Source organism: Niallia sp. (assembly GCF_031978665.1).
Lineage (GTDB): Bacteria > Bacillota > Bacilli > Bacillales > Cytobacillaceae > Niallia.
This window is the reverse complement of the sequence record NZ_DALZDK010000052.1, coordinates 1-23,501: the sequence shown is the minus strand read 5'-3', so window position 1 is coordinate 23,501 and position 23,501 is coordinate 1. Positions and strand designations below refer to the sequence as shown.

Genomic DNA, 23,501 nt, shown 5'->3' with positions numbered 1-23,501 from the left:
TATTAATCGCCATTTTCGCAAGAAGAGGAAAATCATTATCCTATGGTTTCTTATTTATCTTTACGTTTATTTCTGGCATCACGACATTTCCAATCGTATCTTATTATGTATCCACGGTTGGAGGAAATGTTGTCATAAATGCCTTAGGTACCACAACTATTGTGTTCGCCGGAGTCGCTATTTATGCGACTAAAACAAAGCGCGACTTCTCTTTCTTAAGAGGAATGCTACTTGCTTCCGTAATCGCCTTAATTGCTATCGGGATTTTCAATATCTTTTGGCCATTAGCAACAGGTGGCATGCTCGCATACTCCTTCATCGGTGTGCTTGTATTTAGCGGATATGTTCTATATGATTTCAATCGAATGAAGCATTATGGCGTAACAGCAGATCAAGTTCCTTTAATGGCCTTAAATCTGTACCTTGATTTCTTAAATTTATTTATAAGCATTTTGCGTATATTCGGCATTCTATCCGAGAGAGATTAGAACACGGAGAACACCCTTTCAGAGGAATATGAGATGGAGCACACGAAACGCAATAGCAATTTGAGGGTGACTTATCGTATGGAATGTGCGGGAAGCCCATTGACTTCCAAAGACTTATTCTTACCTAGAAAAAAGGTTTGAGTAAAGAGGCCATTGACCTCCTTGCTCAAACCTTTTTTAGTGAAACCCCAACAGCATTTTATTCCTTGCTTTATTGATAACCCTCTATCCGACTTTTGATTAATCGAATCATTTCCTCTGGATTATCCTTTACAATAAAAGAAAATACTCCTCGATTTGTATGTAAGTAAAGCATTTTATAGCGATTGCTTGATGGTTTAAAAGAAATGTCATGTATCACATTTAAATGAAATGTATGCTCGTCGCTTGTAACTCTATCACTCCATAAAATAAGATTTTTTTCTTCTTCAATAATCTGAATGTTTAAGTCCATTTTCCTTGTAACCACAAAATAGGAAAGGGAAAATATTTTCATTTTTACCTCCTTATATCTATCCCCTGTAATTAGGATGATTTATGGGCAAGGAAAATTACTCCTGCAAAATCAGACAATGTTATTAGACAAGATATCGGAAATTCCCATCATTTCCTGGAAAATAATTTGATATTTCGACAGCATCTAATATCGATTTATTTACCAATATGGAAAATCTTATATAACCAAGGGATGTTCCTTCGACAAATCCAATCATTGTTTAGCGAGTACTTCTATCGTTTAGGAATAGATCAGCGAGAAAATGACATGTCTCTGCCATTCTCCCAACCAATTATCTTAAATTTCTATATTTCTTTGCAAGCTCCTCTGTTTCTTTCTTCCGTTTTTTTCTTGCTTCTGCTCGTTCCTTCGCAGATTCATATAAATTCTTTTCTTCTTCCGTCTGTGGGATAACTTTCGGAACTTTTGTCGGTTTTCCATGCTCATCGATGGCAACCATTGTTAGAAAACTAAGTGCACATAAATGACGTTCTCCAGAAATTAAATCCTCTGCATTTACTTTTACAAAAACCTCCATAGATGAAGTCCCTGTATAGGTAACAAAGGCTTCTAAACAAACAGCATTACCCTCATGAATCGGATACAAAAAATCGACTGAATCTGTCGAAGCTGTAACGATTCCTCTTCTTGCATGACGCATAGCTGAGATTGCAGCTGTATCGTCAATATATGCCATAAGCTTGCCACCAAATAGTGTCCCATAAGTATTTGTGTCTGTTGGAAAAACAATGCTTGTTTTCACAACAAGTGATTCACTACAAAATTTAGACTCTTCCATATATCCTCCTTGATAACTGTGGGAATATAATTACCATAACTACCTTCATTATTATATGCTAATTTATGATGGAGAGTCTAATTTTGATTAGAAAAGAGTTATCGAAAAAAGGAATTTTTTTTACGTGCCTTTAGCAGATCTCCCATCCATCCTCTTGATTTGAGATAGAAAAATACAGCGACAGTAGACCCGACAATAATCCCTAAAGAAAAAAGATACCCTAGCTTCCATTCTAGCTCTGGCATTATTTTGAAGTTCATTCCCCATAATGCTCCCCAAGCCATTATGGGTGTGCATAACGTCGTAAAGACCGTAAGAGTTTTCATAATTTCATTCCCTCTATGCTGTGAAACGACCTCTTCAAAATCGACCAGATTATTTAATTCTTTCTGGTATTCTTCCACCAAGGTTAATCCTCTTTCAATTCTTTTACTAATGCGAGCATATTCTTTTCCCTTTGCAAGCTCATTTCCAAATGCTTCCTCTAACGAATATCTTATTTCAAGAAAAGGAATCATTACATTCTTCCAAATAAGAAGTTCATGTCTTGATTGATATACTTTATCTAATGTTTTTATACTATTTCTGTCTTTTACATCCCAAATCAATTCATCTAGCTGTTGCTCATACGAATCAATATGGTACAAAATCTCTGTCATAATCTTCCCTAAAATAACCATAAACCCTTCAATCGGCGTTTGCGCCCGCTTTATTTCTTGAATGAAGTTATTTCTATCAATATGTAAGCTATTATCTTTATAATCAAAGGTGATTAACGTATCATTGGATAGATAAAAATGAAAAATTTCATACTCTTCTTTTTTATCTATCTCCCTGTGATAGATAAGGGAGCCACTTAATATTTCCTGATCTTCTACGGAGGTATCAATGTGAAGATAGTTGGTACGTTTATCTTTTATCTCGCGGAACCATGTATTGATTAACGGTCCTTTTTCAATGGAAACTTCTTGTATATCCGCTTCTTCCAACAACTGATACCAATCCCAGTTCTCTAATCGATATTTTTTCACTTGAATCCCCCTTTACTAGTTTTTCTTCTTATTATTCCCTGAACATAGTTTGTAAAACTTAAAATAGGGTAAATAAAGAATAGAATGAAATTAGGAGGGATTCTCTAATGTTTGGAAAAAATTCAATGCGTACCTTTGCAATCGTTGGAGCAGGTGTGGGAAGCTTTTTCCTTTTCACAGATAAAGGAAAAGATATGCTTAATCGCTTTAAAAACAAATTCCATTCTACGCAAAAAGAAGATTTACTTTCTAAAGCAGGAAATCCCGCTCCAGATGATATCGGTGACAACAATATGGTAAATGAAGGTGCTATGTATAGCGTGCATTACTATAACAAACAGCGAAATAATAAAGTAGCAGAAACTTAAGTAGATTTTTATCAGGTTGGAGAAGCTTTCGACTATTAGAGGATGTTAAAATCGAATGAGTGGGGGATTTTCATCCCCCACTCATTCGATTTTTATTTTATAAATAAGCTATTTTTTTATTCATAACCTTTGGCTTTAATTGATCCTTTGCTCGCTTCATTCTTGTTTTCACCGTGGATAATGGTGTTTTTGTATGGTTACTAATTTCTACTAATGTTTGATTATGATAATAGAAAAGAAGTAAAGGCTCTTTATACATATTAGGTAGTTCTTCTAATGTATCAATCATTTCTTCTTTTTCGCATTTGCTTATTAAAGTTTCCTCTGGTTCCAGAGCCACCGAAGTTTCTCTCGCATATGTATAAACAGACTCTTCCCAAAATTTCTTCGATGTTTTTTCTTTTCGCCAATAATCTCTACATTTATTAAGAGCTATTTTATAGAGCCAGCTTTTCACTTTCTGAACATCCTCAAAGTATCCAAATGATGTATAAGCTGAAATTAATACTTCCTGATACAAATCTTCTGCTAGTTCTTTATGTTTAACGAGAGATAATATATAAATATAAATTGATTTTCCATTTTCTTTCACTACTTGTTCAAATAATTCCTCTTCATTTTCCATTAAACGTTTTTTATCTATTAGGGATTCCATTTTCTTTCTCTTTCCCCTTCCCTTTTTTACGATTCTACTTAATAAACGTTAAGGAATGTGCGAATCCCTACACTTTTTTCAAAATTTTTTAGCGAAGCTTATTTACTGGTGTTAACCATATCGAAATCCCTATTTTTTTGCATATCGTTAAATAGTGTAGCGAGGCTAAGATGACTGCTCCCAAATTCATTCCAATCGCAATTCCACTCATTTGAAGCTGACTTAAAGAACCCAAATAATAAATAGCTGCATAGGAGAAAGAAGTTGACCAAATACTATGAAAAACCGCGTCCTTTAGTAAGCCCAAGCCAATTAAATATGCTTGCATGGGAATGGTAAAGTAATGAAGTAAAAAATATGGCCATAGAAGCTGAACAATTATTGCAGCTTGAGTGGAATGGAAAAAGGTCATCGTCAGTGTATCCGCGTAAAAATAAAAAACCCCAACAGCAATAGTCCCGTAAATAGCAGTTATAATCATGACCTGCTGCAATAATTTTTGTAGTTTTGTATAGTCCTTTTGAACATATGCTTTCGAAACAGTCGGTATTAGCATCGTCATAAAGCTATGGGATATAAAGGCTGGAAAAAATCCAATTGTCATCGCTATCCCAGCAAGCATTCCATACTGTTCTGTTGCGTTCGCAGCAGTTATTCCTGATGCTACTAACGCTCCTTTAATTAAAAAAGGCTGAATGGCATGCGTTAACGCATGAAAAATTCGGAGACCCGTAGTCGGGATAGAGACGGATAATAAATCTTTCCAAATTACTTTTCCATTCATGCTTTCATTCTTTCCTTTTTTAATCCGTTGATACTGCACGAAAAACATATGCAATAAGTACAATAATACGACTGTATCACTTCCGACAATTGTAAAAAAGGCAATTAATACAGAGGTATTTAAGTCAAAGGAAAACCACTGAAATAAAAAGACTAATAATCCTAGCTGAATGATTTTTTTCAGAAAATTGGAAGCTGCGATTTTCCCCATCTGCTGTTTTCCCATGAAGTATCCTCTCGCAATAGAGGTGAAGGAAATAATCGGCAATAGGAAAATGACTAGCCACTTTAAGAGTGGGTGATAGGAATTAAAAATAGGGATAAAAGGTATGATAATAGATGCGATGATTGTTAGAAATATAGTAAAAATAATGGTCCACTTTAGCACTTGCTGAAGCATCGACAAATGATACTTCGAATCTTTTTCTGCTATAAATTTTGAAATAGATGTTGGTAATTCAAAGGTAGCTAGTAGAACAATGAGAAAAATAGTAGGCAGCACTGTCATGAATAGTCCTAGTCCATGTTCTCCAAGTTCCCTTGCCATTACCATATTAATGATGAATTCAATACATTCGCCAAAAAACGCTGTTACAATTAACAAGAAGGTCCCTTTGTAAAATGAACTCATGAATCTCTCCCTCAATCTATCTTCCACAAACATATAAGTAAAAGATGTGTGTTTATTTTTCTCTTCTTTATCATCATATGAGACAAGTTCGAAAAATATTTTCCTAGATTATCTTTTTCTTAAATAGAAGAGAGAGAAATGTATTAATTAAACGTTTGATTAAGAGATTATTTGCTTCATATCAAAGGGTTTAGCTTACTTATTCTACAAGAGAGTGTTTAAAAGCATAAATAACTGCTTGGGTTCTATCCTGCACTTGTAGTTTGCTTAGTATATTGCTCACATGCGTTTTTACTGTTTTTAATGCAATAAATAAATGGTCCGCAATTTCCTGATTGCTTTTTCCTTCTGCCATTAATAAAAGAATTTCCATTTCTCTTGCGGTTAATTCTTCATGAAGAGGCGTTGCTTTCTTTTCCCGCATTTTTGTCATCATTTTATCGGTTACTTCTGGTTCTAGCACAATTTGTCCTTGAAATGTTTCGCGCACGGCTCTTGCTATTTCACTTGCCTTCGATGTTTTGAGCATATAGCTTGTAGCGCCAGCCTGTAGAGCAGGGTAGACTTTCTCATCATCAAGAAAGCTAGTGACAATAATTATCTTTGCATCCTCCCATGCTTCTACAATTTGCCGTGTTGCTTCAATACCATCCATTTCTTCCATTACTAAATCCATTAAAATGACATCTGGTTTTAATTCGAGTGCAAGCTCTACTGCTCTCTTGCCATTTTCCGCTTCTCCCACCACTTCTATATCTATTTGAGCAGATAAATAAGAGGAAACTCCAATACGTACCATTTCATGATCATCAACCAGTAATACTCTAATCATTTGTATCCTCCTTTCTTTCCAAAATCGGAACCTTTACTTCCAAGCGTGTACCTTTATTTTCCAAGCTAATTAGTTTTAATACTCCGCCAATCTCCGCCGCTCTTTCATGCATGTTTTGAAGACCATATGAGCCCGCCTTTCTCTTCTCCACATTAAAGCCGACACCATCATCTATTATTCGTAAAATGACAAATGCCTCTCTTTGGATAAGCTGAACCTCTAAGGAAGTTGCCTTTGCATGTCTCAAGGTATTGGATACAGATTCTTGAAGAATTCGAAAAAGATGATCCTCCATCCCTTTATCTAAATTAATATCCTCTAATTTCCATTCTATTTCTAACGATACCTTTTGCTTAAGCTCATGCAATAATTCAATAATGCCTGTTTTTAAAGATTTCCCTTTTAATGCAGCTGGTCGTAAATGAAGCAATAAAGCTCTCATTTCTAATTGAGATTGTTGGATCGTTTCCTCCACTAGCTGTAGTTGCCTTGATTCCAAATCATTTGTTTTCGGTCTTGTCTCATTAATCGCTGACAATAGCATGGATGCTGCGAATAATTGTTGGCTGACGGAATCATGTAATTCTCTTGCAAGTCTATTTCTTTCTGCGATAATGACACTTTGGACCTTTACTTCTTGATCCTCTGCTTTCTCATTCACAAGCTTTTGAGAGAGCTTTGTTTGTTCTACTAATTGATTCTGCAATTGAATCATTTTATAGCTTAATGATTGTAGCTCCTCGGTTGAGCCAATTGGTTCGATGGGTTGAAACTCCATTTTATCCATTGTATGTAATGTTGTTTCAATGGAACGAATTTGTTTTTTCCAGGAAAATCCGGACAAATAACCAATTAGGATACCCAATGTAATATCGACACTGATTAAAAATAAAACAAACGGAACGCCCATTATTTCTTTTTCCCATAAAGCTCCCCATTCTGTTGGCGGAAAAACAACTAAATAGCAAATCGAAAAGAACATAAGTAAAAGAAGGGATGTGCACACTCCCCACAAAATCTGTCTTGCGATAATACTCATATTCTTTTCACCTCTAAGTTACCAGCAATAAAAGAGGTCAATATTTTCACTCTTGTCTCTGCTTGATCAAAATTAGCTGTCCGGATACTTACGTTTTGGTTCCAAGCATTCTCTTCCGTTTCGCCAAAAATATGATAAGAACCGAATAAAACAGAGTGATTAATGCTAACTTCCATATCGTAAGGAATAAATAGCTTTACATCACCGACAATATTTTTAATCATGATGACCGTTTCACCCTCTGGCAAAACAGTATAGCTAAGATCCACCGTCGTATTCGCTATGCCACATTGAATGTTAATATCATGCCATTCATATACATGATCTGGAGTGATATGACGATTATAGAATGAATTAGTAAATAATTGCTTTTTCTTTATTATTGGTTCTTCTGTATGCGTTACTGAATGCTTATCTTTAATAATTGGTTTGATTACATCGGTCGTGTTCTTTTTTTGAAATAATTGATAAAGATAATAGGCAAGGATTATAAATAATATAATTTTCACTGTAACCATATTTAGAATACTAACGATTAACAGCAGGGAACCAATCCAAAAAAGGATTTTTCCGATTCCGCCTTTTAGTGATTTTTTGGATATATACATCATGCCAATTGAAACAAGAAGGGAAAAGATTAGTCCTGGATTAAAGACAAAGAGTTCTAATAAGAAAAACCCTCCAACCACATAAACCCAATTTGCATAATTATCTTTTAGTTGTTTAAACATTGGCTATTCTCTCCCTTCTTTGTGGCTTTGTGGTGAAAATTCATTATGCCTCTTCCCACTTTGTTCATATATACTCTTCGTTAAACGAGTAGGCTTATCACATATAATAATTCATCACTCTTTGACAGAGCTTACATAGGTCCGTGTTTGCTTAATATATCATAAATAAAAGGGCTAGCTTTACTTGCCAACCTCTTTTAGGATACCATTTTTTTAAAGAGAAATGGAGTCATCTTCTTTTTTTAGCATATCTTTCTCTAATGCCGCTAATTTTTCATCCATTGTTTGTTTATAATATTCTGTATTTATCTTGTTCTCTAGTTTTTCAATATATTGTTCCATTTCAGCAAAGCGTGCTTGATTTGTTGGATTTACTTGTTTTTCTTCTAATACTTTATTCATTGTATGGTGAGCTTTTGTTATGTTTTCTTTTGCCATCAGCTCCATTTGACGTATCTTCATATCTTTTAATTTATGCTTCATATCCATATATTTTGTTTCGATCTCATGCAATTGCTGCTCTGTATTTTTCAACGACTCATTTAAACGTACTACTCTATCTTCATAATGAGTTTGTTCTTGCTGAGCAAAGGAATAAAGCTCTTCTTCTTCTGCTTTACTAGCAACCTCTGCCTGTCTTTTTCTTTTTTCTGCCATCTCTTTTGCTTGATGTAGTTCTTTTAAGAACTCTTCTTTTAATTTATATTGTCTTTCCACTAATTTTTTTACTTTATCTGTCTCTTTTTCACATTCTCTTACATATTGATTTAAAAGAGCTAGCGGATTTTTTTCTTCCTTCTTATCTAATAAATTATTAATGTCCGCCAATACTGTATTTTTCATTCTTTCTAATAAATTCGCCATGCTAATTTCTCTCCTTTACTTATTTATTTAATTCTGACCATTGCTTTTCAAAATTTTGAAATGGATCATCAGATTTTTTTGTAATAATGGATTGCTTATTGTTATTCCATTTTTTATAAACTAGATACAATACATAAGCGGCTGCCAATCCGATAATAGCTGGCAGGTTACTTGCAGTTATTACAAGCATAATGACTCCACCAATCCCCCAACCTATCTTGCCTAATGTACTTGTTGCCTTCACAAATTGTTTAAAGGCAAAATATAGAATGGCTGCACTAATAACTAAACCTAGTAATGGACCTATCTGTGATAAAAGGATAATAGAAGCAGCTGCTCCAATAAGAAATAAACCAAATTTTTTCATTTTGTGTTTCGCTCCTTTCTTATCTACTATGTTACCTTCCTTGTGTTTTTTTCATAACATGCCTTAGCTTGATTTTCATCTACAACTTTAGTCTTAGAGGGAACTAATCCTAATAAAGACTTAGAAAAAAGCTGTTCACGTTGAACAGCTTTTTTCTCGTACATCCATTTTATTTTTCCGTTTCAGTTAAGAAGCTTTTCGAACGAATTCCAGACCTTCTCAGCACAAAATCCACATCTACTTTTACATCTGCTTTAGCAAATTCCTTGTCCCATTTATCTTTCACCTTCATAAATGCGTGATAATCCTGTCTTCTCATCACTTCTCCGAATCCAAAGATATCAGCTTCGTATTGTCTTTGAACATTCGTAATGGTATCAGCTATTTTTTTTGAAAAAGTTTTATTTACCAGCTGTTCATATTTTTCAATTGTTCCTAGCTCTTCCACGCTTTTATAGCATTGTGTTCCTTCAATATACCCTTCTGCTTTTATCCCCACATGAATAGAAGGTTTATTATTCTTCCACTTAGAAGTTACTTCTGTTTGTGATTCTGCAACGCGAATAGCACTAAAGTCTCCTTTTTCGCATTCGATGGATAAAGAAGTTGTCTTTACATCATTTCTTATCCATAAATAGTTCCTGGAATCTTCTAAACTCAGAAACCCGGCCAGCTTGCTATTTTTAAAAATTGCCAGTGAATCCACCTCTACAATTGCATCAGGAGTTACCTTCCTAATATTCTCCGTACTCATTCCTTTTTCCACATCGCCCTTTAGCCGGACAGCAGCAAGCACTGGTTCTTTTCCTTCCAAATTAAGTTCGGAGATAAAATTAATAATGCTCATGCCAGGATCCCCTCCCCAGTCTTCCAGCAAATGATCCAACTGTGGAGATATCTTTAAAGAAGATGCCTTTCTATAATGGGCAGCTATTTTTAAAATATCTTCTGCTTTTCCATCTTTAGCAATGATAATGTTAAAATCATCTCTTATTTCTCTATTTCTTTCCAGGAAGTCAATAAAATCAAGCCTTCCTGCGCTTGCTATTTCCTCGCTGATTACTAGTACTTTCATATGTGAGAAGATAAGAAGCTGAGCATAATACTCATTAAAAAGATGTGTAATTTCAGAGATAGAATCCCCTTCAATTCCTTCAACCAACGTAGGGGCATTTCCAGATGCAGATTGAGTATTTAGCTCAGCAGCATTTAATGCCTCAACCGTTACTTTATATTTCGCATTTTCCCCTTTATCGATTGCCATCCCTGCTACTACCTTAATTTCTGATAATTCTTTTCTATCCCAACAACCCGTTAATAGAAATAAACAGTTTAGTATACATAGAAAGACACCGATTTTTTTCACTTTTTATTCCCACTTTCCTGTTTAGGGGGAGAAGGAGAACCTTGTGGCTTTTGCTTATTCTTTGCATTTGGGCTTAAATAGGATGGCCGCTTACTAATTGACCATAGTGGAAAGCGGACAAATACATCTTTTTGATCTTCGACGATAAATGGAGCAACCGGTGCTAAGTATGGAACCCCAAAGGAACGAAGTGAACTTAAATGCGCAACCATGAATACAAGTACTAAAAGAACGCCATATAAACCTAATATAGATGCAACGATGATAAGTACGAAGCGAATAAGCCTAGATGCGTTTGCAAAATTATAATTCGGGAAAACGAAATTAGCAATCGCAGTTATTGCCACAATGATAACCATAATATTGGAAATGATCCCCGCTTCAGCAGCTGCCTGTCCTATAACTAATGCACCTACTATAGAAACCGTTTGCCCAACAGCCCGAGGCATTCTTACCCCTGCCTCTCTTAAAATCTCAAAGGTAATTTCCATAATAAATACTTCCACTACTGCAGGAAATGGAACATCCTCCCGTTGAGCAATAACACTTAATAATAAAGTGGTTGGTAAAAGCTCGGGGTGAAAGGTTAGTATACCTACATAAGCGGAAGGCATAATTAAACCAATCATAAAGGATATATATCGAATGATACGAACAAAGCTACTCATAAAATAGTTTTGATAGTTATCTTCTGGAGAAGTGAAAAAATCAGTAAGAACAGCTGGAACAATTAATACAAATGGTGATCCATCAATAATAATGACAATCTTCGCATCCATTAAATAAGTTGCCACTGCATCTGGACGCTCTGTATTCAATGCTAATGGAAAAACAGTCAAGCTTTTATCTACAATTAGTTCTTCCACATTGGCAGACTCGAACACGGCCGAAATATCAATCTTATTTAATCTTGATCGTACTTCTTCTAATATTTTTTCGTTCACAATAGAATACATATAACCCATGTAAACATTTGTACGTGTTTCGTTACCAAGCATAAATTTTTCAAAACGCAAGTGATGATTTCTTATTCTTTTTCTTATTAAATTTATATTTGTCGTGGCATCCTCTACAAAAGAGTCCTTTGGTCCCCTTACTACTGTTTGCGTAGTAGGCTCTGCTACTGCTCTTCCTTCACTATTTAAATAATTTAAACTAAGCGCCTGTCCAACTCCTCTGAAAACAATCACGATACGACCTTCCAAGATAGAAGAGACGATATGATTAACCGTCTTCAATAATTTATATCCAGATACACCAAAGCTTTTTTTACTCAGATTCTGCAAATCTTCCACTGTTTCTATGGTAATATCTTTTTCTGCTGAATTCTCTAACGTATTTCCTAACATTTCTTTTAACATTTCCGTATTAACTACTGTTTCTAAATAGTAAATACATCCTTCACTTTTGCCTACTCGGATCACATCAGACTGCAAATCAGCCGTATTCCCAAAGGTTGAATTAATTATCTCCTTTAATGCTTCATAGGTCAGTTTATCTATGCCTATCTCTTTTGCTTTGGTTGGAACGACATTAGAGGGTATTTCATTTTTGCTATTTATAGACATTATTTTTTTAAAATAATTCATGCTTTTACCCCCCTTTTTTCATTCCTTTGTTCCTTCCATTTTTTCACTAGTAATACAAACAAGACAAAAATAGGTAATGCAAATTGAAGTGGAATATGTAGTAGAAATATATCCACATTTAACCCCTCCACCAGATGATCGGAAAAGTCTAAAGTAATAAAGATAGAAAACATCGCTGTAATACAGGAAACCGGCATTGCAAAATAACGAAAAGGAATCTTAAAGATATACTCTATTCCTTTTAAACCACCATATAAAAACACAGAACTTTTAATCAATATTCCTAACATCATAATAAACACAACTAACACATCTATTCTTTCAAGAAACTCACCAATACTAACGAGCCTAGCAGAAATTAATAATGGAAAATTTGCACGAACTGCTGTGTTTTCTCCTAAAGTAGCAATGATGAGAAAGTCGGAAGACAATAAGATTAAACTTGCTATAAAAACACTTATCAAGCATATCTTCCTAGCCGCTTTAAAATCTCCTATATTTGCTAAAATAACAGTAAAAGCTATTAGCTCTCCATAAGGAAAGGCAATAATAGATGGAATGGCAGACTTAATTATTGGTTTAAATCCACCACTAAGAATTGGTTGCACATTAGTAAGATTAATTTTTCCGCCAGCGTATAATAGAATAAACAACAAGAATACAAATACAAACATATAAGGGCTAAATATTTCTGCTGTTCTTCCTAAAACTTCAACACCTAAATATAAGATATAGCCAATTACTAACATAAGCGTTAGTATCGTGAATTCTATAGGAGTTGCAGGAAGAATGGCAGAAGTGATCATTTCCCCAAAGTCTCTAATAACCCTTGCAGAAATATAGATAAAATAATTTAAATAAACGAGAGCAAATAAGATAGCAACTTTTCTGGAGAAACAGTATTCTATCATTTCATATAGATTTTTCCCTGGTAGCAATGACATTAAATAAAGATAAAAACTCATTATAATTAAGCCGACAAACATACCAACTAAGATAACTAGCCATGCATCTCGTTTGGCATCAATTCCTATACCAACTACGACAGAACTTCCAAGCAGGAAATTTATAAGCATCGTAAATATTTGAGTTAAAGATAGTTTTTCTGTCAACATAATCATTCAGCACCTTATTGGTTTTAATTTTCATCCAAAAGTCATCTAGTTCATTGCTATTTGAAGCATAAAGATTACTTTATTCCAAAATCCCTTTCTTTTATTACACACCATCCTTCTTTATGAACCGTGCTCTGTATAATCCTTATTCACTTTTTTCTTAGAGTTAGATTTATTCCAATGTTTTATTAACATAATAAACACCATAAGTACTGGTAACCCAAATTGCAGAGGAATATGTAATAGAAAGGGATTAGACTGCAGCCCTTCATTCATATGATCCGAATAATTTCGAGCAATTAATGTTGTAAAAACGCCTATAATACAAACCATTGGAATGGCAAAATATCGAAATGTCTGCTTAAACATATATTCTAAAGCTTTTAATCCTCCATAAATATAGATACAGCTTTTTACGAGTGTTCCTAGCATCATACAGAAAACGACAATAGCATCTATTCGTTGCAGGAAATTGCCGATTGAAACAAGCCGTGCTGCACTTAACAATGGAAAATTGGAGCGTAAAGCAATATCATGCCCTAAAGACAAAATAATCATCAGCGACGTTACCAGCAATAACAGACTTGATAGAAGGACACTATAAATAATTATTTTTTTGCTATATTTTGCGTTCGATACATTGCTCAATATGACAGTCAGCACTAGCAATTGTCCATATGGTCTTACAATTTCATAGGGAAAAACAACACTCCATAGTGGCTTAAATCCCTCCTTTAATATTGGTCGAATATTCGAGAAATCAAGGTTATTTCCAGCATACAAAAAAATAAACAAGAGAATATTAAAGGCAAACGCATAAGGAGTGAAAATTTCCGCTGTTCTCGCAAGAACCTCTAATCCCATATACAAAATATATCCGATTATTAGCACAAGCATGACCGTAGATACTTCAATTGGCGTTAAAGGAAGGACCGTACTTGCAATTAGCTCTCCAAAATCTCGTATAATCCGACAGCCATAATAAAAAAAATAAATCGCATAAATAAAACTCAGACTAATCGCAATCGGCCGACTAAAACAATACTCAAACATCTCAAATAAATTTTTCCCTGGTGCTAAAGACGCCATATAAATAAAAAACAAAGTAATAATGATGCCTAATCCTAAAGCTATCAGAAGAACAATCCATGCATCCTCCTTCGCTTTTATTCCAAGACCAATTACAATCGTACTACCAATTTGGAAATTAAAAATTACCGCTGCCAATTGAGTTAATGAAATGTTTTCTTTTAACATGCTATAACACACTTCCTTTTAGAAAAGCGCAAGCGCCTTGGTTCATATGTATACAAATTTAAAAACAAGTTCTTTTGATATGTATACCTACATTATAGAAAGAGATTTATCTAAGTTGCTTTCCAAGACTGATGAGGCTATTCTTATACCCTTCTCCTAAGAGTGAAAGCACACTAAAACAATTCGCTATTTAAGTTAGCCACTTTACTAGATAAAGTGATCCTTCAAGCAGTGGGGATTTATCCATTGCACATTGTTAGTTAAGAACCAATTGGACTTTTATAGGCTCTTGTGTTCTCTACATTTCTATTCTTTTTAGGGACCTACTTCCCGGTAAGCCGAAATAAATGGTTAGTACACAGTTCTTTTAAATACGAAAAAACTTCATCCTTGCGTTTTCTGCTTACCCTGTTTTTTATTTTTCCATAATCGAAAATCCACAACGATAGACCATGCGAAGCCAAATATTGCAGTAAATACAATTGTTATTGCACCTGCACCAACTTCCGCTTCATAAATTTTTTTAAAACATTTCATAAACCCCTCATGAAACACAAAAATATCTAAACCAATGGTCAAAATCCCCATAGATGTAAACACTAATAGATAAGCAAAAGTTACCATTATACCCTTCCTTTAAGCGCTTTGTTTATTTATGGTATTATCTTGTGAAATTTCTCCATTTTTATGCCTATATTTTCATTTTTATCTACGATACTCTGTTTAGCTTTTGCTTTCCTGTACATTTTTTTTTAAAGAATGGTTCTATTCTCTTTTCATCCAAAGTAAAAAGCTGTCGTCTAACCTACTCATTTCGGTTGACGACAGCTTTAATTGATTGTATGTTATTATCTTTTTGCTCTCGATTGATAATCGACGATTTCCCCATGATAAAAGCTTTTGCGCGACAATTTTAAATTAAGATTTTTGGCCATTTGTTTCAGTTCTCTTTCTTCTCTATCCGTAACCAAACTAACAACCACTCCTGATGCACCAAATCTCCCAGTTCTGCCAGAACGATGAATATACTGTGTCTGATTTGTAGCTAAATCATAATGGACTACATGTGTAATGTTTTGAATATCAAGTCCTCTCGCTGCCACATCTGTTGCTAATAGCATATTTCTCTTTCCAGTTCGAAAATCATTTAACGACTTTTGGCGTTCCATTTTATTTAAATCAGAATGTAAAATACTCGTATGAATATTTTTATATGTCAATTTTTCATGAATCACACTTAAATTCCCAATATCTTTTACAAACACAAGAATTTTTGCATTTTCTAATCGAGAAATAGGCTCCAATAGTTTTACTTTATCACGATACTCTGCTTGAAAATAAATATGCTCCACTTCCGCTGCATCTATTACCATGTCTTTTTTAACACGGATAATTTCTCCATCTTGAACAAGTTCATTTGCAATAACTTCTGTTTGTTTTGGTAAGGTTGCGGAAAATAAGACAACTTGTCTATCCTTTAAAGTAGCTTTAAGAATTTGTCTTACAGATTCCACATGCTCGGCAACCAATAATTGATCCGCTTCATCTAATACAACAGTTTTTACTTCATGCATTTTTAATTTTTTCTGCTTAATCAGCTCTAATGCTCTTCCAGGTGTACAAATAACAAGATGAGGGTGTTTTTTTAGCTTTTCTAATTGTCTTTTTACATTTGCTCCCCCAATAAAAGAAGCAGAACGAATACCGCTACCTTCCCCCCATTTTTGTACCTCTGCCAAAATTTGCATGACAAGCTCTTGAGAGGAAGCAAGACAAATCGCCTGGATATTCTTTGATTCCGTATCAATTTTATTTAAAACCGGCAGTAAATAAGCTAGTGTTTTTCCTGTTCCTGTCGGAGATTCAGCAATTACATCTTTCCCCTCCAAAATAAGCGGTATAGATTGTTCTTGAATAGATGTCGCTTGTTTAAAATTTGCTTTTTCCCAGTTTTGTTGTATAAACGGTTTAAATGTATTCCAAAATTGCTGTTCTTTCATGTCGTTCTCCTTTTTAAGCAAAAGTTAGACGAATTGCATCTAACCTTAAAATATGTCTTTTTATTATAAATTATTTACTGCAAAATTGATATGAAACCTTATTTATTGAGGGGGATTATATTTTTGATGTGGGGAGGTGGGAATATAATCGCTGGGTTTGGATCATATCCGCTGACTTTGGATCATATCTGCTGACTTTGGATCATATCCGCTGACTTTGGATCATATCTGCTGATTTTGGATCATATCCGCTGATTTTGGATCATATCTGCTGATTTTGAATCATATCTGCTGATTTTGAATCATCTTCATTAAAAAAGGGAAGGTCATCCTTGAGGAAGCTTCCCTAAAAAAATTAAATTAAAGTCTGATGTTTACCTACAGTTTGGAAAATATCGACACGATCTTTAATTTTCTTCATTTTTACATCTAATTCATGTGCTGCATCTGCTGCTTCCTTTAATTCATTTAGCAAATGTCCAGGAACATCTTTATCGAATTTATAATATATTTTATGCTCCAGACTTGCCCAAAAATCCATCGCAATCGTTCTTATTTGAATTTCGACACATACTTCTTGCATTCCAGTACTTAAAAATACAGGAATACTGATGATTAAATGTAAGCTTTTGTAGCCATTTGGTTTTGGATTTTTAATATAATCCTTTACCTCTAGAACTTTAATATCGTCTTGCTTTTCTATAAGATTATAGATTTCATAAATATCCGAAATGAAAGAGCATGTAATACGAACACCTGCGATATCATGTATATATTTCTTTGCATTTTCAATTGTGATAGCATGTCCTTTTCGATGTAGCTTTTGCATAATTCCTCTTGGATCCTTAATTCGAGATTTTATATGTTCGATCGGATTATGGTTATGAATAAATTGAAATTCTTCATTTAAAATTTTTAATTTCGTATTTATCTCATCTAAGGCAAAATTGTATATGATTAAGCTATTTTTCCATTCATTAAGTTCATTTGATAATTCATGTAAATCAAAATGATTATCTTCCATATATGTTTTGAGTTGTTTTACACTTTCCATCAACTAGTAAGTCTCCTTTGGATTCCTATAAACCTTTTCTGCGTCTACTCCGATACTCTTTAAAAATTCAATAATTTGGTCAATTGTTTTCATTTTCAACATCCACCTTTTATATAAGTCAAACTATTTTCGGGTGTTGACTGGCACCGAATCTACCTTTATTGTAAACAAAAATGACCAGTCAGTCAAATATCATTTTTATCCAATACTATTATATTTAAAAAAGGAACAGCATTCCCTAAACCTCTTATATTTACAGCAATAAGAAGAAGGAAATACTGTTATTTTCAGGTTAATTGTCGTACTGACCAATCGGTGTGGTCAGATAAGAAGATGACATTTTGTTTAGTAAAATCTATTCTGTTGCTTCTGTAAACTGGTTTTGATGTAATTCATAATAAAATCCTCGTTTTTTCAATAATTCATCATGGGAACCTTTTTCGATAATCATTCCCTTATCCAAGACAAGGATCATATCTGCATGTTTAATCGTATTCAGTCGATGAGCAACAACAAAACTAGTTTTCCCTTTCATCAAGCGCTTTAAGGCGTCTTGAATTTTCACTTCTGTAATCGTATCAATACTACTTGTTGCTTCATCAAGAATAAGAATAGATGGATCGGCAAGGATTGCTCGGGATATGGATAATAGCTGCTTTTGACCCTGACTTATGCCGTTTCCATTCGCTGAAAGAATCGTATCATAACCTTCCGGGAGATGTTCAATGAAACTATGTGCATTAGCCATCTTTGCTGCATGCTCCACTTCCTCATCCGTTGCATTCAGCCTGCCATAGCGAATATTTTCCCGTATCGTTCCTTCAAATAGGTAACTATCCTGAAGAACAAATCCCATATGTGATCGTAGACTTTCTCTTTTTAATTTAGTAATCTCATGACCATCTACTAATATACTTCCTGCTGTTGCATCATAAAATCTCGTGATAAGTTGGATAATCGTCGTTTTTCCAGCTCCAGTTGGTCCAACCAATGCTATAGTTTCGCCAGGATTTACTTTAAAGCTAATATCCTTCAATATTTCCTTATCTGTTTCGTATGAAAAAGAAACTTGCTTGAATAGAACTTCTCCTTTTATTTCTTTTATCACGCTAGCCGTTTTTTCATCTACTTCTTCTCTTTCCTCATCTAATACTTCAAATACTCTTTCTGCACCCGCAATTGCAGATAATAACGTATTAAATTGGTTAGATAAATCATTCAACGGTCTCGTAAACTGTCTCGAATATTCTACAAAAATAACAATAACTCCAATAGATACAGCACCTGATTTCAATGCTAGTAACCCGCCAACGCCAACAATGATGGCATAGCTAGCATTGTTTAACATATTCATTAGCTTCGGAATAAATCCTGAATATACTTGTGCCCAATAAGCGGAATTCTTTAGTTTATCGCTTTTTTCTTTCATATCATCAATCATTTTTTCTTCTAAGGAAAAAGTTTTTACGATTTTTTGTCCCGAAATAGATTCCTCGATAAATCCATTTAAGTCACCTAAGTTTTTTTGTTGCTCCTTAAATAACACACCTGTTCTACTTGTAATCCATTTCATTCCTATAAACATAACAGGAACAATTATTAAAGTGAGAATCGTTAATAACGGACTTAGTACAAACATCACAACTACTGTCCCAATTAACGTGATAACACTAGAAAAAATCTGAATAACAGAGCTATTTAAGGTGGAGCTTACATTTTCAATATCATTGGTTACACGGCTCATTAATTCCCCATGCTGTCTTTTATCAAAATAACTTATCGGTAATTCATGAAATTGATGAAATAAATTCGCTCTTAGGCGAAATACAGTGGTTTGGGATATCCCAATCATCCAGTAGCTTTGTAAGAATAATGCAATTGAATTTAGAAAATAAATACAACCAAGCAACACTAGCATTCCTGCAAATCCATCTAAATTTCTATTTACAATAAAACGGTCAATAGACATTCCTAATACATATGGCCCTAATAAGCCTAATGCACAACTTAAAGCAACCATCACTAGTACAAGAAAAAGCAAACCTTTTTTTTGTGCAAGATACTCCCATAAACGATATAAGGTTTTCCCCATATTCTTTGGTTTTTTGCCTTTTTTAACTACTATAGTATCCGGCTTTATATTAGGCTTAGGATAGCGAAATGGATCGGTTAGTTCCTTTAGCATTCTCCCACTCTCCTTCCCCTAGTTGCGATTCGACTATTTTTTGATAAAGACTGTTTGTTTTCCATAATTGATCATGGGGAGCAAAGCTGACAATTTTCCCATTTTCTATTAGCATCACTCGATCAGTCTTCATAGCAGTAGATACTTTCTGGGTAATAAGCAGAAGCGTACATTGGTATGCTGCAACTGCATCGAGTAGTTTTTTTTCTGTCTTCAAATCTAATGCACTTGTACTGTCGTCTAATAGGAGAATACTCGGCTTTCTAACAAGTGCCCTTGCAATCGAAAGACGTTGTTTTTGCCCTCCCGATAAGTTAACACCCTTTTGTCCAATTCTCGTATCGTATGTATGAGGCATTAACATAATCGTTTCGTGTATTTGGGCATCCTTTGCTGCCTGCACAACTTCCTCAAAGGTAGCATTTGGATTTCCCCACATAATATTTTCTTTAATTGTACCTGTAAAAAGCATCGATTCCTGTGGTACATAGCCGATTTGCTTTCTTAACACATTTAAAGAGTAGGAATCCACACGCTTATCATCAATTAAAATAGTTCCTTCTGTTGGTTCATAAAGCCGGGGAATCAATTGAAATAGCGTTGTTTTCCCTGAACCTGTTGCTCCTAAAATGGCAATTCTTTCTTTTGGCTTAATGGTAAATTCCAGGTTCTCAATGGTGTTCCTTCTATTAGATGGATACCGAAAGGATACATGCTGAAAATTAATTTTCCCTTTAATTTTTGATTTTGCATTTCCTCCAGGATTATCCATATCCTTTTCTTCCATATCAATAATCTCTTGAATGCGATCTGCTGAAGCTTTTGATCGAGAGATAACCATTACTAACATACTAACTACAGAAATAGAAGAAGTTATTCTTAATGTATAATTAATAACTGCCACTACCTCCCCGATTTGAGCTTCTCCAGTATTTATTTGTCCCGAACCAATCCAAAGTATCGCAATAATACATAAATTCATGGCAAATAACAAAAGTGGCACCGTTGTTTCCATGATTCTTAACGCTTTTTGGGTAAGATTTTTCAAATCTTCACTTGTTTGTGTAAAACGATTTCTTTCAAATTGCTTACGAATATATGCGCGAATCAGTCTGACCGCTGTTAAATTTTCAAGCATCACACTATTAACATGATCCAGCTTCTTTTGTACAGATTGAAAAAGCCTTCTACCTATTTTAATAACCCACATAAACATGACAACGATTAAAGGAATCGTAATCGCCAATATAAGTGCTAGCTTTACATTGACTAGAAAGGACATAATAATTCCGCCAACGATTAAAAGGGGTGCCCTTAATAAGAACCGTAGTCCCATAAATATTGTATTTTGTAATTGTGTAATATCATTGGTTAATCTCGTAATTAATGAGGAACTTGCAAGAGCATTACTACTTGAAAAGGTAAAATATTGAATGATTTGATATAGCTCATTCCGAAGACTATAGCCAAAATTCTGACAAACATGGGAAGAATAAAACGTATTTATGATTCCAGCAGCAAAAGCTACGAGAGAAAACAAAATGAGCAATCCTCCCCAAACAAGCACAATTTTCGTATCTTGATGAGCCAAACCATCATCAATTATTTTTGCCATTATTAATGGTTGAACTAATTCAACCGCAAGCTCTGTTAACATAAGAATAAGGGCAATCACTACGCTCAGTTTATATACTCGAAGTCTACCAAATATTTTTGACATTGTTCCCTCCAGCCTCTATTCTGATTGATTGAATATCCGTTTCATTTCAACCATCGAGAATTTCTTTAGGTTTACTAAACATTATTTTTATCATACCTCTTTTTAGCAAGTTAGAAAACCATAATTTACAAAGTTGAAGAGAAGAAAGGGGGGGAATTTACGGAAGAATTTTTTCTTTTACATGTGCTGAAACAAAGTATTATTTTTCCGGCTAGCAAAAAAATGTTTATCAGCCAACTCCAGCAGGATATCAGCTGAATTTTCCTTTTACCAGCCAAGCCTAGCAGCTTTTCAGCCAAACTTCTCTTTTTCAACCAAACTCAGCGTCATGTATATTTGTACATTTTCTAATTCCATACATTTTATTGTGTTACCTACAATAAAAAAAGACTAAACCTCCATATAGTAGGCTTAGTCGTTCTTCCATTTCTTTAGTTAACACCGGTCAACGACCATTTATATAGCTCGTTATGGAAACCAAAAATCTTTGGTCCTCCAACTGCTACATCTTTCGATACTGCCGCAAAGTCATAGTCGGAATACAATGTAAATAGTGGTAGCTCTTCACTCCAAATTGCTTGTAGTTCATTATAAATCTGTTTACGTTTTTCAGTATCTGGTTCTTGTTTTCCTTTCTCAAGCAACTCGTCTACCTTTGGATTATTATAACCCGTATAGTTACTTGATCCGCTTGAACCATAAATCGTTGTTAAGTCTGGATCGATTGTATTAGTAAAACCAATTAACAATAGATCATATTCTCCAGCTTTTGCTTTCGCCATAATAGTTGGGAAGTCATACGTAGTTGTATTTAGCTTTAAGCCAACTGCTTTTAGATTTTCTGCAATAATATTTGCTGATTGCTCACGTACTTTGTTTCCAATTGGAACAACGAAATCAATTGTCTTATTGAAATCCCAGCCTGCTTCTTCAAGTAATTGCTTCGATTTTTCTGGATCATACGTGTATGTTTCTAACTCTGTATCAAGATAAGGACTGATAGAAGTATACGGTCCGTCTACAATTTCACCTTGTCCTTTAAGTAATTGATCAACAATCTTTTGACGATCGATTGCATAAGCAATTGCCTGTCTTACTTTTTGATCTGACATTGTTTCCAAATTAAAACTCATATTTTGATAGCCATATGTTTTATCTGTCGCTGTTGTTACGTTATCAAATCCTTCTACTGTTTCATAATCTTGTACAGCAATTTTTCCAATACCACCAGCAGCATTCATATGAATCTCACCTGTCTGTAATTGCGCAACAAGGTTAGCAGCTGGCATTATTTTCACAAATAGTTTATCTAATTCTACTTCTCCTAAATAGTAATCTTCGTTTTTCACATATTCTATATACTGGTCTTTCGCATACTTAACAAATTTGAAAGGTCCATTTGTTACAGTTGGATTCATCATAAAAGGATCCTTCTGCAAATTTTCTGGAGCGATATCCTTTAGCTTATGTTCTGGTAGAATCATAAATTTTGAGCCTAATTGTTCCTTCACCATATTTGGATCAACTGGTGCCTTTGTTTTAAATTGAATCGTCTTCTCGTCTACAATCGTTAAAGAAGGAATTTCTGTAACACCATCTGGAAGCTTTCCATTTTCCGTTAAACCATCTAATTGGGTTAAATAAGCCCCAACAGCTGTTTCGGTCTTTGGATTAGCAACTAAATTCAACGTAAAAGCAACATCTGCAGAAGTTACTGGTGTGCCATCTGACCAATTTGCATCCTTATTAATCTTTATTGTAAATGTTTGATTATCCTCTGTTTCAAAGGATTCCGCAAGCTTCGGTGTAAATTCTAGTGGTGCAGTCATTTCTAGAAAAGTATCGAACATAAACTTTTCTAACCATGCTGCTGCAATATCAGAAGAGTTAATTGGATTAAAGCTAACTGGAGCATTTACAAGTCCGAGATACATAGTATTTTCCTTCGAGCCTCCACCAGTTGATGCTGTATTATTCGCACCTGCACATGCCGAAAGCAACAATAATATTACAATGGAAAACATGCTAAATATCGTTTTGAATTTTTTCATCGAATTTTCCCCCGTCTATTAATCTATAACTCAACTTTCGCACCTTGAAAATCGACCTTGTTTTAGGTCTATCAAAGCTT

22 protein-coding genes are annotated in these 23,501 nt (G+C 34.4%); 2 read left to right on the top strand and 20 right to left on the bottom strand.

Annotated elements, in window-relative coordinates:
- A partial coding sequence (locus RTL21_RS21480) for a Bax inhibitor-1/YccA family protein (protein ID WP_312098967.1) occupies positions 1 to 488 on the top strand: 488 nt, incomplete at its 5' end.
- Positions 489 to 699: 211 nt separating this feature from the next.
- Here RTL21_RS21480 and RTL21_RS21475 read toward each other — a convergent pair.
- The 3 genes from RTL21_RS21475 to RTL21_RS21465 form a co-directional block, all read right to left on the bottom strand.
- Positions 700 to 984, bottom strand: coding sequence for a hypothetical protein (locus RTL21_RS21475; RefSeq protein ID WP_312098965.1), 285 nt, complete (start codon positions 982 to 984; stop codon positions 700 to 702).
- Between the two features lie 292 nt (positions 985 to 1,276).
- Entirely contained in the window at positions 1,277 to 1,783 is a 507-nt protein-coding gene (locus RTL21_RS21470; protein ID WP_312098963.1) for an acyl-CoA thioesterase, read from the bottom strand.
- A 98-nt stretch (positions 1,784 to 1,881) separates the two neighbouring features.
- The gene (locus tag RTL21_RS21465) at positions 1,882 to 2,814 is read right to left on the bottom strand and encodes a magnesium transporter CorA family protein (RefSeq protein WP_312098962.1); all 933 of its coding nucleotides are present in this window, start codon (positions 2,812 to 2,814) and stop codon (positions 1,882 to 1,884) included.
- 107 nt (positions 2,815 to 2,921) lie between these two features.
- Between RTL21_RS21465 and RTL21_RS21460 the strand changes: the two genes are divergently transcribed.
- Positions 2,922 to 3,182: a hypothetical protein gene (locus tag RTL21_RS21460; protein ID WP_312098960.1), complete on the top strand. Its 261-nt coding sequence runs from the start codon at positions 2,922 to 2,924 to the stop codon at positions 3,180 to 3,182.
- Between the two features lie 97 nt (positions 3,183 to 3,279).
- On the opposite strand, the gene RTL21_RS21455 is transcribed toward RTL21_RS21460, so the two are convergent.
- From RTL21_RS21455 to RTL21_RS21375, 17 genes are all read right to left on the bottom strand, one after another.
- On the bottom strand, positions 3,280 to 3,837 hold the full coding sequence (locus RTL21_RS21455) for an RNA polymerase sigma factor (RefSeq protein ID WP_312098959.1): 558 nt from the start codon (positions 3,835 to 3,837) through the stop codon (positions 3,280 to 3,282).
- An 88-nt stretch (positions 3,838 to 3,925) separates the two neighbouring features.
- Positions 3,926 to 5,251 (bottom strand): polysaccharide biosynthesis protein, encoded by a 1,326-nt coding sequence (locus tag RTL21_RS21450; protein ID WP_312098957.1) that lies wholly within the window; start codon positions 5,249 to 5,251, stop codon positions 3,926 to 3,928.
- A gap of 199 nt (positions 5,252 to 5,450) precedes the next feature.
- The gene (locus tag RTL21_RS21445; RefSeq protein ID WP_312098955.1) at positions 5,451 to 6,083 is read right to left on the bottom strand and encodes a response regulator transcription factor; all 633 of its coding nucleotides are present in this window, start codon (positions 6,081 to 6,083) and stop codon (positions 5,451 to 5,453) included.
- Positions 6,076 to 7,122, bottom strand: a complete 1,047-nt coding sequence (locus RTL21_RS21440) for a sensor histidine kinase (protein ID WP_312098952.1) — start codon at positions 7,120 to 7,122, stop codon at positions 6,076 to 6,078. Before RTL21_RS21440 ends, RTL21_RS21445 begins: the two co-directional genes overlap by 8 nt.
- Complete coding sequence (gene liaF / locus RTL21_RS21435) at positions 7,119 to 7,853, bottom strand: cell wall-active antibiotics response protein LiaF (protein ID WP_312098950.1); 735 nt, start codon at positions 7,851 to 7,853, stop codon at positions 7,119 to 7,121. Before liaF ends, RTL21_RS21440 begins: the two co-directional genes overlap by 4 nt.
- 213 nt (positions 7,854 to 8,066) lie before the next feature.
- A complete protein-coding gene (locus tag RTL21_RS21430) occupies positions 8,067 to 8,717 on the bottom strand; it encodes a PspA/IM30 family protein (protein ID WP_312098948.1) in 651 nt (216 codons plus the stop codon).
- Between the two features lie 19 nt (positions 8,718 to 8,736).
- Entirely contained in the window at positions 8,737 to 9,084 is a 348-nt protein-coding gene (locus RTL21_RS21425) for a lmo0954 family membrane protein (protein ID WP_312098946.1), read from the bottom strand.
- A gap of 169 nt (positions 9,085 to 9,253) precedes the next feature.
- Entirely contained in the window at positions 9,254 to 10,450 is a 1,197-nt protein-coding gene (locus RTL21_RS21420) for a Ger(x)C family spore germination protein (protein ID WP_312098944.1), read from the bottom strand.
- Positions 10,447 to 12,039: a spore germination protein gene (locus tag RTL21_RS21415; protein ID WP_312098942.1), complete on the bottom strand. Its 1,593-nt coding sequence runs from the start codon at positions 12,037 to 12,039 to the stop codon at positions 10,447 to 10,449. Before RTL21_RS21415 ends, RTL21_RS21420 begins: the two co-directional genes overlap by 4 nt.
- Positions 12,036 to 13,154, bottom strand: coding sequence for a GerAB/ArcD/ProY family transporter (locus tag RTL21_RS21410; RefSeq protein WP_312098940.1), 1,119 nt, complete (start codon positions 13,152 to 13,154; stop codon positions 12,036 to 12,038). The genes RTL21_RS21415 and RTL21_RS21410 overlap by 4 nt, the downstream gene beginning before the upstream one ends.
- A 120-nt stretch (positions 13,155 to 13,274) precedes the next feature.
- Positions 13,275 to 14,411, bottom strand: coding sequence for a GerAB/ArcD/ProY family transporter (locus RTL21_RS21405; RefSeq protein ID WP_312098938.1), 1,137 nt, complete (start codon positions 14,409 to 14,411; stop codon positions 13,275 to 13,277).
- 384 nt (positions 14,412 to 14,795) lie between these two features.
- Positions 14,796 to 15,035 (bottom strand): hypothetical protein, encoded by a 240-nt coding sequence (locus RTL21_RS21400; protein ID WP_312098936.1) that lies wholly within the window; start codon positions 15,033 to 15,035, stop codon positions 14,796 to 14,798.
- 224 nt (positions 15,036 to 15,259) lie between these two features.
- Positions 15,260 to 16,411, bottom strand: coding sequence for a DEAD/DEAH box helicase (locus RTL21_RS21395; protein WP_312098934.1), 1,152 nt, complete (start codon positions 16,409 to 16,411; stop codon positions 15,260 to 15,262).
- Positions 16,412 to 16,766: 355 nt separating this feature from the next.
- Positions 16,767 to 17,435, bottom strand: coding sequence for a GTP pyrophosphokinase (locus RTL21_RS21390; protein WP_312098932.1), 669 nt, complete (start codon positions 17,433 to 17,435; stop codon positions 16,767 to 16,769).
- Positions 17,436 to 17,820: 385 nt separating this feature from the next.
- The gene (locus RTL21_RS21385; RefSeq protein ID WP_312098930.1) at positions 17,821 to 19,650 is read right to left on the bottom strand and encodes an ABC transporter ATP-binding protein; all 1,830 of its coding nucleotides are present in this window, start codon (positions 19,648 to 19,650) and stop codon (positions 17,821 to 17,823) included.
- Entirely contained in the window at positions 19,613 to 21,370 is a 1,758-nt protein-coding gene (locus RTL21_RS21380) for an ABC transporter ATP-binding protein (protein WP_312098929.1), read from the bottom strand. Before RTL21_RS21380 ends, RTL21_RS21385 begins: the two co-directional genes overlap by 38 nt.
- A gap of 431 nt (positions 21,371 to 21,801) precedes the next feature.
- Positions 21,802 to 23,421, bottom strand: a complete 1,620-nt coding sequence (locus tag RTL21_RS21375) for an ABC transporter substrate-binding protein (RefSeq protein WP_312098927.1) — start codon at positions 23,419 to 23,421, stop codon at positions 21,802 to 21,804.
- Positions 23,422 to 23,501: the final 80 nt, after the last annotated feature.